This window comes from Sphingobium sp. TB-6 (genome assembly GCF_012927365.1).
Lineage (GTDB): Bacteria > Pseudomonadota > Alphaproteobacteria > Sphingomonadales > Sphingomonadaceae > Sphingobium.
On the sequence record NZ_JABBGL010000051.1, the window covers coordinates 1 to 1,392 of the forward strand.

At 62.2% G+C, this 1,392-nt stretch carries 1 protein-coding gene; it reads left to right on the forward strand.

The window, feature by feature from the left end; genetic code table 11:
• Positions 1-65: 65 nt before the first annotated feature.
• Positions 66-1,392, forward strand: a 1,327-nt coding sequence (locus HHL26_RS24010) for an IS66 family transposase (RefSeq protein WP_169576923.1), incomplete at its 3' end; no start/stop codon positions are given.

Below are 1,392 nucleotides of genomic sequence, written 5' to 3' on the forward strand. Positions count from 1 at the left end.
GTAATTGCTCACGGGGTTGGCAAAAAAGTGTTGCGCGGAGGTCGATTGGCTGATTCACCCTACGGATTTCACCACCGCCGCTTCATGTGCTGACCGAAGCCGAGAAGAACGAGTTGCTGCTCGCGCAGCACGAGATGATCGAGCGACTGGTAGCGCGGATTTCTGAGTTGGAATCCCTGGTCGGCACGCCGCGCAAGACATCCAGGAATTCGCATATTCCGCCATCGAAGGACGACTTTGGCAAGCGCGGTGGCAAAGGCGGTAAGCCCAAGGCTGGCAAGCGCCCGCCGCGCGAAGGCAAGCACCGCCCATTGGCCGAGACGCCGGACAAAACCGAACACATCATGGCGGCAAACTGCTGCCATTGCGGGACCGATATATCCTCGCAGGCCCAGCATTGCCGCCACCGCTACGATCATATCGACCTGCCGCCGATCCGTCCGATTGTGACCCGCATCGAATTGTTTGGTGCGCGCTGCGGGGGATGTGGCCGTCGCTACCGTGCCGCGGCACCGGCGGGCATGGAGCCGGGCACGCCGTTTGGCCCCGGCATCCGCTCGCTGCTGGCCTATCTGCATCACAGCCACCATGTCAGCTTCGAGCGACTTTCGCGCATTGCCGCGGAGCTGTTTGGCCTCACGATCTCCCAAGGGGCGATCGCCAATGCGTTCAGGCGTATGGAGGCCGGAATGACAGCAGCCACGAAGGCGATCACCGACAAGTTGCTCACGGCAAAGATTATCGCGTCCGATGAGACGTCCACGCGCACCAACGGCATTGCCCATTGGCAATGGGTCTTCCTCTCGAAAGACGCGGTCCTGCACAAGATCGCCCCGCGCCGGGCGCGCAGTGTTGCTGAGGAGGTGCTGGGCGGCCACCAACCTGATGTGTGGGTCTCCGATCGCTACGCCGGACAGCAGGAACTGGGCAAGGAGCATCAGGTCTGCCTCGCGCATGTCCTGCGCGATGTTCAGTATGCCATCGACTGCGGGGATACCGCCTTCGCCCCCAAAGTCCGCGACCACCTGCGCTGGGCGATCCGCATCGGCAAGCGACGAAGCAGCCTGAAGGACACAACGCTGGCCGCCTACGCTGCGAAGGCCGACAATCTGCTGACCCGCCTGGTACAGATGCCTGTCGCGCACCCTGCGGGACGTGTTCTGCTCAAACAAATCAAGGCTTGGCGAAGCAAGTTCTTCATCTTCCTCACCAACCGCAACGTCCCTGCGACCAACAACATATCAGAGCGCGAGATCCGCCCCTCGGTCGTGTTCCGCAAGGTCACCAACGGCTTCCGGTCCGACTGGGGTGCCCAGATCCACGCTGGATATCGATCCGTCACCGGAACCGCTCGTCTCAGCGGCAAATCGGCCCTCGTAGCCATCCGCGAAC